This window comes from Kitasatospora sp. MBT66 (assembly GCF_000710405.2).
Classification (GTDB): domain Bacteria; phylum Actinomycetota; class Actinomycetes; order Streptomycetales; family Streptomycetaceae; genus Kitasatospora; species Kitasatospora purpeofusca.
The window spans coordinates 336750-344709 of the sequence record NZ_JAIY01000016.1 but is presented as its reverse complement, the minus strand read 5'-3'; the positions used below and the strand labels follow the sequence as shown (position 1 = coordinate 344709).

7 protein-coding genes and 1 pseudogene are annotated in these 7960 nt (G+C 74.0%); 5 read left to right on the top strand and 3 right to left on the bottom strand.

Annotated features, from left to right (window positions below):
- On the bottom strand, positions 1-604 hold a 604-nt coding region (locus tag BI06_RS51765), incomplete at its 3' end, for a hypothetical protein (RefSeq protein ID WP_043475770.1).
- Positions 605-932: 328 nt separating this feature from the next.
- Here BI06_RS51765 and BI06_RS37425 point away from each other — a divergent pair.
- From BI06_RS37425 to BI06_RS37420, 3 genes and pseudogenes are all read left to right on the top strand, one after another.
- Positions 933-1781, top strand: a pseudogene (locus tag BI06_RS37425) (hypothetical protein); the annotation flags it as partial.
- Positions 1761-2171: a carbohydrate-binding protein gene (locus BI06_RS54230; protein WP_233290472.1), complete on the top strand. Its 411-nt coding sequence runs from the start codon at positions 1761-1763 to the stop codon at positions 2169-2171. The pseudogene BI06_RS37425 and the gene BI06_RS54230, both read left to right, overlap by 21 nt.
- 16 nt (positions 2172-2187) lie before the next feature.
- Positions 2188-4245, top strand: coding sequence for a PQQ-dependent sugar dehydrogenase (locus BI06_RS37420; protein ID WP_030393048.1), 2058 nt, complete (start codon positions 2188-2190; stop codon positions 4243-4245).
- A gap of 18 nt (positions 4246-4263) precedes the next feature.
- Here BI06_RS37420 and BI06_RS37415 read toward each other — a convergent pair whose 3' ends face one another.
- Entirely contained in the window at positions 4264-4695 is a 432-nt protein-coding gene (locus BI06_RS37415) for a hypothetical protein (protein ID WP_030393047.1), read from the bottom strand.
- Positions 4696-4875: 180 nt separating this feature from the next.
- On the opposite strand from BI06_RS37415, the gene BI06_RS37410 reads away from it, so the two are divergent.
- Positions 4876-5439, top strand: coding sequence for a dihydrofolate reductase family protein (locus tag BI06_RS37410; protein ID WP_043475767.1), 564 nt, complete (start codon positions 4876-4878; stop codon positions 5437-5439).
- Positions 5440-5583: 144 nt separating this feature from the next.
- Positions 5584-7239, top strand: a complete 1656-nt coding sequence (locus BI06_RS37405) for a hypothetical protein (protein ID WP_149030603.1) — start codon at positions 5584-5586, stop codon at positions 7237-7239.
- A 54-nt stretch (positions 7240-7293) separates the two neighbouring features.
- Here BI06_RS37405 and BI06_RS37400 read toward each other — a convergent pair whose 3' ends face one another.
- Positions 7294-7893, bottom strand: coding sequence for a TetR/AcrR family transcriptional regulator (locus BI06_RS37400; RefSeq protein WP_043475761.1), 600 nt, complete (start codon positions 7891-7893; stop codon positions 7294-7296).
- Between the last annotated feature and the right edge of the window lie 67 nt (positions 7894-7960).

The window sequence follows — 7960 nt, the reverse complement described above, 5'->3', positions numbered from 1 at the left end:
CGCCGCCTCGCCCGCCGTCCCCGCCGCTGCTCCGGCCACCGCTGCTCCCGTCGTCGCGGCCCCGGTCGCCGTCACGATGCAGGTCGACGTCGATCTGCCCGGGCACGTCCACCGCGAACGCCGCGCAGGCCGCCCCCTGGTGGGCCGAGGTCGCGGCCACCCGCAGCGCGACGCCGAACCGGGAGGGCAGCGCACCCTGCGCCCGGCCCACGACGTCGGCCGCCGGTACGCCGAAGCGGGAGGCGATGTCGAGGGCCGGCCCTACCAGGTCCAACGGCACGGAGTACCGCAGCTCGATCCGCCGGGTCGCCCCGGAAGCGAGCGGTGCCTCGGCCGCCCGCCGGTCGAAGTCCAGCCGCCCGCGCACGGGTTCGACCGGTTCGAGGTGGAAGCCCGTGGCCCGCGGCCCGGCGTTGCACACCAGCAGGTCCACCAGCACCGTGCCACCGGCCACCCCGAACCGGCGCTCCGGTTCGCACCAGGCCCGCACCCCGGCGTCCGCCCCGGCCCGCAGGTCGGTGCCGCAGTACTCGCCCGGGCAGTAGACGCCGAGCCGTTCGACCCCGTCCGTCCGGGTGCCGCACAGTTCGCAGTACAGCGCCATGGTCCCCCCTCGGTCCCGGCCCGCCCCGGAGCTACCCGGCCGCCCGCCCCGGGAACCGCCACCACCCGGACCGGGACCGGCCCGTGACCGGTCGAGTGCTGACCCGTCATCACCCGTTCGAGGGCGGGGTCGCGGTGGCCCGGTGCGGTGCCGCTGGCAATAATTGGGAAAGTTTCCTAACCAAATGCCTTGACCGTGCACCCTCACGCCGGGATTCTGTACGTCACCTGCCCTGACGGCCCGTCCGTCCCAGCGAGCGGGACCCCACTCCCGCCGCGCTCCCCTTCCGCTGCTCTCCGGCGTTCTCCCCCCGACCGCAAGGAGTCACGTGAACAGGCCCACCCGTCGAACCGTCCTCGGTGCCGCGCTCTCCGCCGCCGCCACCGTCGGACTTCCCCGAACCACCGCCACCGCTGCCGCCACCGTTGCCGCCACCGTTGCCGCTGCCGGTGCCGCCGCCCCGGCCGCCGCGCTCAGCGTCTCCAGCTGGCAGCAGCGCTGGGCCCCCTCGGCCGCCGCCGACGGGCTCGCCGCCTTCGAGACGGTCGAGGACGACCGCGCCGACTCCCACCCCGCCGGGCACCCGCACATCCGGGCCGAGGACGACACCTACCGCTGGACCATGCACACGGTCGACCGGGACTCCGCCACCGACCGGCAGCGGCAGGAGGTCACCGGAATGCGCAGCCCGGCGGGCGGCGCCTTCCTGGAGTGGAAGTCCGGTCAGACCTGGCGGACCACCTACGCGATGTACATCCCGTCCGTGCTGAAGGCCACCACCAGCTTCACCCACATCATGCAGATCAAGCAGCCCGGCAACGGCACCTCGCCGATCGTCGTCCAGTCGCTGCGCCGGGTCGGCGGTGCGCAGACCATCGAGCTCCAACTCCCCATCAGCGACGTCCTGGTGGGGCGAACCAGCCTGGACCCGCTGCACGACCGCTGGGTGGACGTGGACTTCCGGATCACGGTGGGGGACGGTTCCTCCGGCTCGGTCCGGTGGATCCTGCGCAGCGCCGGCGCCACCGTCGTCGACATCGAGCGGACCGGCGTCGACACCTTCCTCGCCGACCGGGTGCGGCCCAAGTGGGGCATCTACCGCTCGCTCGGCGACACCTCCGGCTCGCTCCAGGACTGCTATCTGCTGACCAGGGAGATGCGCGGCTACCAGCTGGTCCCCGGCCCCTCCGGGGTCTTCCGGGCGGACGAGGCACGGGTCTCGCAGGGCACCGTCGACACCGACCACACCGGCCACAGCGGTGCCGGGTTCGTCAACCTGGAGAACACGCCGGGGAGTTATGCCGAGTGGACGGTCCGGGCGGCGGCCGCCTCGACGGCCTCGCTGGAGCTGCGCTACGCCAACGGCACCGCCGCCGGCCGGCCGATGGACATCGCCGTCAACGGCACCCGGATCGCCGCCGGGCGCACCTTCGCCCCGACCGCGAACTGGGACACCTGGGCGACCGCGGCCCTGCCGGTGTCGCTGAAGGCCGGGGCCAACACCGTCCGGTTCACCTCGACCACCGCCGACGGCGGCCCCAACCTCGACCGGATCACCGTCCGCTGACCCCCTGGAGGAGCGCATGCGTCCGACATCCGCAGGCGGCGTGGGTCTCGCCGTCGCCGCACTGATCATCACCACCGCGACCGTCCCCCCGGCCCAGGCCCAGCCACGACCCCGGTTCGCCGCCACCGACCACCAGGCCGAGGACGCCACCGTCGTCCAGGGCGCCGTGGCCACCAACCACACCGGGTACACCGGCACCGGCTTCGTCGACTACACCAACGTGGCCGGCTCCTACGTCGAGTTCGGCGTCGGCGCCACCTCGGCCGGCACCGCCCCGCTGACCTTCCGCTACGCCAACGGCACCGCCGTCGACCGCCCGATGGACATCTCCGTCAACGGCACCGTGGTCGCCGCCGGCGTCTCCTTCCCGGCCACCGCGGACTGGAACACCTGGGCCGCCCGGACGCTGAACGCGCCGCTCAGGGCCGGGACCAACACCGTGCGCGCCACCGCGACCACCGCCAACGGCGGCCCCAACCTGGACCGGCTCACCGTCGGCACCGCCGCGGCCGACACCACCGCGCCGAGCCGCCCGGGTCAGCCGTCCTGCAGCGCCGTCGGCCCCAACGGCCTGACCCTCGGCTGGCCGGCCGCCACCGACAACGTCGGCGTCACCGCGTACGACATCTACGAGCACGGCAACAAGCTCGCCGAGACACCCGGCGACACCACCGCCAAGGCGCTCACCGGCCTCACCCCCGGCACCACCTACAACCTCAGCGTGATCGCCCGGGACGCCGCCGGCAACGCCTCCCCGGCGAGCGTCGCCGTCGACTGCACCACCGGTGCCGGGGACGACCCGCCGCCGAGCGCGCCCGGCGCCCCCACCGTCTCCGCCGTCACCGCCACCTCCGCCAAGCTCGACTGGGCGGCGGCCACCGACGACAAGGGCGTGGTGGCGTACGAGGTCCGCAGCGGCGGCGCCGCGCTGGCCACCGTCACCGGCACCCCGCCGGCCACCGGCACCACCGTCACCGGCCTGGCCTGCGACGCGCCGTTCACCCTGACCGTGGTCGCCAAGGACGCCGCGGGCGGCGTCTCCCCGGCCTCCGCCCCGGTCTCCTTCACCACCGCCGCCTGTCCGGCCGACGGCGGCGTCCCGGGCTCGCCGACCACCCTCAGCAGTGGCTGGACCGTGCCCTGGGGCATCTCCTGGATGCCGGACGGCTCCAGCGCGCTGGTCACCGAGCGGGACAGCTTCAAGGTCTTCAAGCAGGCCAAGAGCGGTACCAGGACGGCGATCGGCGCCGTGCCCAACACCGTCACCACCGACGGCGAGGGCGGCCTGCTCGGCGTGGCCGTCGACCCCAACTGGTCCACCAACCACTACGTGTACTTCATGCACACCGCCGCCGAGGGCAACCGGATCGTCCGCATGACCTACAACGGCAGCACCCTCTCCGGCTACACGGTCCTGCTCCAGGGCATCAAGAAGAACCGCTACCACAACGGCGGCCGGCTGGCCTTCGGCCCGGACGGCTACCTCTACGCCACCACCGGCGACGGCCAGACGCCCGACCTCGCGCAGGACAAGAACTCCCTCAACGGGAAGATCCTGCGGATGACCACCGCGGGCAAGCCCGCCCCGGGCAACCCGTTCAACAACTACGTCTACAGCCTCGGCCACCGCAATCCGCAGGGCCTCGCCTTCGACCGCAACGGACGGCTCTGGGAGGCCGAGTTCGGCGACTCCAAGTACGACGAGCTCAACCTGATCAAGCCGGGCGCCAACTACGGCTGGCCGACCTGCGAGGGCACCTGCGGCAAGTCCGGAATGACCGACCCCAAGGCCAGCTGGCCGGTCAACCTCGCCTCCCCGAGCGGCATCGCCATCGTCCGCAACGTGGTCTACCTGGCGGCGCTGCGCGGCACCCGGATGTACCGCATCCCGATCAACGGCGACACCGAGTCGGTCGGCACCGCGACCTCCTACTACGTCGGCACCTACGGCCGCCTGCGCACCGTCAGCAAGGTCCCCGGCGCCGACCAGCTCTGGCTGACCACCACCAACGCGGACAACAACGGCAACCAGCCGGACGGCTCGGACAAGATCTTCAGGATCACCATCGGCTGAGCCGCCCCGGGCGGGATCCTAGATCTCGAAGTCCTCGGCGAGGTCCTCCCAGCGGAGGTCCCGGAGCGCGGTGTCGGCGTCCTCCTCCGAGGGGAGGACGGGGGTGTCCTGGAACCACACGAGGGTCAGGGCCGAGTAGTACGACACCGCGTCCCGGCCGGGACCGACCGGCCGGGAGGTGAAGCGTCCGACGCAGGTCACGGCCGGCAGCACCTCCACCGGTCCGAAGGCGCCCGGGGTGTCGTCCGGGAGGTGCCGGACCGGGTCGACCAGGTGCACGGGCACCGAGGGCGCGGCCTCCCGGGCGTTCCTGAGCTCGCGCTCCAGCTTGAGGTCGTTGATCCGCCGGAACGGATACCCCTCCAGGAAGCCCCCGTACGTCGAGGACAGCCGCACGTCGGAGAGCTCGATCGAGCGGCCGGAGGAAAGGTGGATCTTCGTCAGTGCCATGGCGGCCAACCTAGCGGCGCGGCGCGCCCCGGCCGACCGAATATCCTGCCGCGCGGCGGTCGGCGGGGGGCGGCCGCGCAGGCGGGGTGACTCCGTCCGGGGGATCCCGCCGGACAGGACGGCCCTCGCCGCGTCCCCGGGCCCTACTGTCGGAGGCCGGTGACGCGGAGGAGAGCCGGTATGCGCAAGGTGACGTACTCGATGGGCATGTCGCTCGACGGTTACATCGTCGGGCCCGACGGCGGTTTCGACTGGTCGGGGCCGGACGAGGAGGTGTTCCGGCTCGCGCTCGACGAGCTCCGGGGGGTGGGCGTCCATTTGATGGGGCGCCGGCTGTACGAGACGATGCTGTACTGGGAGACCGCCGAGGAGGACCAGTCCCTCGACGAGGTCGAGCGGGAGTGGACGGCGCTCTGGAACCCGCTCCCGAAGGTGGTGTTCTCCACCACGCTGTCGGAGGTGCGGGGCAACGCCCGGCTGGCCACCGGCACGGTCGCGGAGGAGATCGCCCGGCTGCGGGCCGAGCCGGGGGAGGGCGAGATCGCCATCGGCGGTGCGACCCTCGCGGCGGCGGTGGCCGCGGCGGGCCTGATCGACGAGTACCGGCCCCGGGTGCACCCGGTGCTGCTCGGCGGCGGCATCCCGTACTTCCCCCGGCACGAGCGCCGGGAGGACCTCGAACTCCTGGAGACCCGCACCTTCACCTCCAAAGTCGTCCACCTCCGCTACCGGGTACTGCGCTAGGGGGCGCCGTTCGAGCCGTTCCCCGGCCGTGGTGTGGCCGGTTCGGGCCACTGCCCGCGCGGGGGTGGGCGGCGGGCTACGTTCCGGGGCAGGGAGGCCCGCCCGTCCGGGGGCGGGCGGTGGAACGAACGGGGAGCACGGCTGATGGCCGATAAGACGGTGGACGACCGGAACCTGTGGCGGTCGGTGTACCGCCGGGAGGGTGGCTGGGGGCCGGACTCGCGGTTCCCCGGCCACCGGAGCGCGGCCGAGCCGGTCCTGGTGGCGCTCGACGACGAACTGCTGTGCCTGCACCTCGGCGAGCCGTACGGCAAGGGCGAGCACGACGTCCTCGACCTGTGGTGGACCGGGTTCGTCCCGGCCGGTGCGCGGCTGCGGGCGGCGGAGCTGGACGCGTTGAAGGCCGCGTCGAAGGACGGGGCGGCCGAGCAGGACGACCCGGACGCCGCGATCGCGGCCGCCGAGGCGGCGGTGGCGGAGGCGGTCACCTGGGCCCCGGACGCCGTCGTCGACACGGCGGTCCACCACGAGGGCGGCACCCGCGTCCGGTACGAGAACGCGGTGAGCACCGGTGCGCCGGCCGCGGCCGTGCACAACGGCGCCGTCCACGTCCTGTTGACGGTGCGGGACGCCGAGGAGCCGGACTCGCCGGCGCAGCTCGTGGAGCTCACCTACGGCCGACCGCAGGGAGCCGGGGCGGACACGGCCCGGGTGTGGCGGGAGGGCCGCGCGCTTCCCGTCCCCGGTGCGGCGGGTGCGGCCCTGGTCCCGTTCCGGGGCGCGCTGCACGCCTTCGTCCCGGGCGTCGAGGGCGGCGTCCACTGCGTCCGTGACGAGGCGTCGGAGCAGTGGCGGCGCGTGGCGGGGCCCGTCGAGGCGCTCGCGGGAGCGTCGTTCCTGGCCGCCGCCGGGCACGGGGACAACATCCACGTCCTCGCCGGGGACGACACCGGCCGCCTTGTGCACGTGGTGTTCGACGGCGCGGCCTGGACGGCACCCGTCGAGGTCGCGGCCGCGGTCGCGGTCGCGGTCGCCGCGAACGTCGCGCTGGTCTCGTCGGACGGCGCCCTGCACGCCGTCCTCCCCGGCCGGGGCGGCCCGCAGTTGCTCCACACCGTGTTCGACGGCGCGGCCTGGACGCCGCCGGTCGCGGTCGAGGGGCACGACTCCCGGCACACCCCGGGCCTGCTCGCCCTCACCGACGGGCCCGAGGGGGACCGGCGGAGCGCGCTGCTGATGGTCCACCGGGGCGTGGAGGACTTCGTGCCGCCCCCGCGCCCGGCCCCGCCCGCCGCGCCGTCGGTGACGGGCACGGGCGGCTGGGTCGTCGGTGCCACGGTGGAGGGCTACGGCAGCGGCGGCTGGTCGCGGGCCCGCTCCCACGTCGAGGCCGGTCCGGCGGAGTTCGAGGACGGCGGCCGGGCCACCAGGGGCATCCTGGCCGAGGCGCTCGTCCGCGCCGAGTACTACTGGGGCTTCTGCTACCAGGCCGACACCGCCGACATCGCCGGCCGTGCCGCCCTCTACGAGGTCGTTGCCGCGCCGGACGGCGGTGAGCGCCTGGAGCACCGGAGCGACCAGGACCGGCACTTCTCCGCCACCGCCGGCGCCGTCTCGCGTTCGACCGTGTCCTGGCCGGACCTGGGTGCCGGGACGTACGAGATCCGCTTCACCGGGCGGCGTACGGGCGGCCACTGGTCCGCCACCGGCTCCACCGGCTCCACCGGCTCCGGCGGTACCGGGGGCGTCGACCTCGGTGACGCGGAGCTGGCCGTCTCCACCGTCCGCGTCACGGTCTGACCCACCGCCACAGGGGTCCGGGCGGCACCCGCCCGGACCCCTGCTCCCGTGCTCTCAGGCTCGTCCCCGCAGGCCGTCCAGGACGGCGTCCGCAAGGCGTTCCGGCAGGTCCGGCTCGATCGGACGGTGGCCGAGCAGGGCGCGGGTCTGGATCGGGGCGCAGAGCAGTTCCAGTGCCAGCGCCGCTTCCGTCCCGGCCGGGAGTTCGCGGCGTTCGACAGCACGGTCGACGATGACACCCGCCTGGTCGAGACGGGAGCGCCAGAACGCGTGCCAGGCCTCGGCGAGTTCGGGGTCCTCCGAACTCAGTGCGGCCGCCCGGGCGACGCCGCGGCCGGTGGGAGTGGCCAGGTAGTCGGCCAGCGCGCGGGCGAAGGCTGCCAGGTCGGTGCGCACGTCACCGGTGTCGGGGACGGGGATGCCTTCGGTGCTGCCGGTGATCATCGCGTCCAGGACGAGCTTCTCCCGGCTTCCCCAACGCCGGTAAACCGTCGTCTCGTTGACCCCGGCCCTGGCCGCGACCACGGCGATGCTCAGCCCGGCGACGCCCTCCTCGGCCAGTACCGCCAGTGCGGCCGTCAGGACGGCTTCCCGTACCCGCGCGGCCCGACCGCCCGGACGGCGGCGGATCCGGTCCGCGTTCTCCTCGGTCATGGGTCGACCACCTCCGCCGCCCAGCTTAACGCAAGATGACTTGCCTTAGGCGTGACTCCAGGCGCAT

What these genes read in the sequence shown, in the direction of transcription:
- BI06_RS54230 (WP_233290472.1), top strand. Translation starts at nt 1,761, where the DNA reads ATGCGCGGCTACCAGCTGGTCCCCGGCCCCTCCGGGGTCTTCCGGGCG.
- BI06_RS37420 (WP_030393048.1), top strand. Translation starts at nt 2,188, where the DNA reads ATGCGTCCGACATCCGCAGGCGGCGTGGGTCTCGCCGTCGCCGCACTG.
- BI06_RS37415 (WP_030393047.1), bottom strand. Translation starts at nt 4,695, where the DNA reads ATGGCACTGACGAAGATCCACCTTTCCTCCGGCCGCTCGATCGAGCTC.
- BI06_RS37410 (WP_043475767.1), top strand. Translation starts at nt 4,876, where the DNA reads ATGCGCAAGGTGACGTACTCGATGGGCATGTCGCTCGACGGTTACATC.
- BI06_RS37405 (WP_149030603.1), top strand. Translation starts at nt 5,584, where the DNA reads ATGGCCGATAAGACGGTGGACGACCGGAACCTGTGGCGGTCGGTGTAC.
- BI06_RS37400 (WP_043475761.1), bottom strand. Translation starts at nt 7,893, where the DNA reads ATGACCGAGGAGAACGCGGACCGGATCCGCCGCCGTCCGGGCGGTCGG.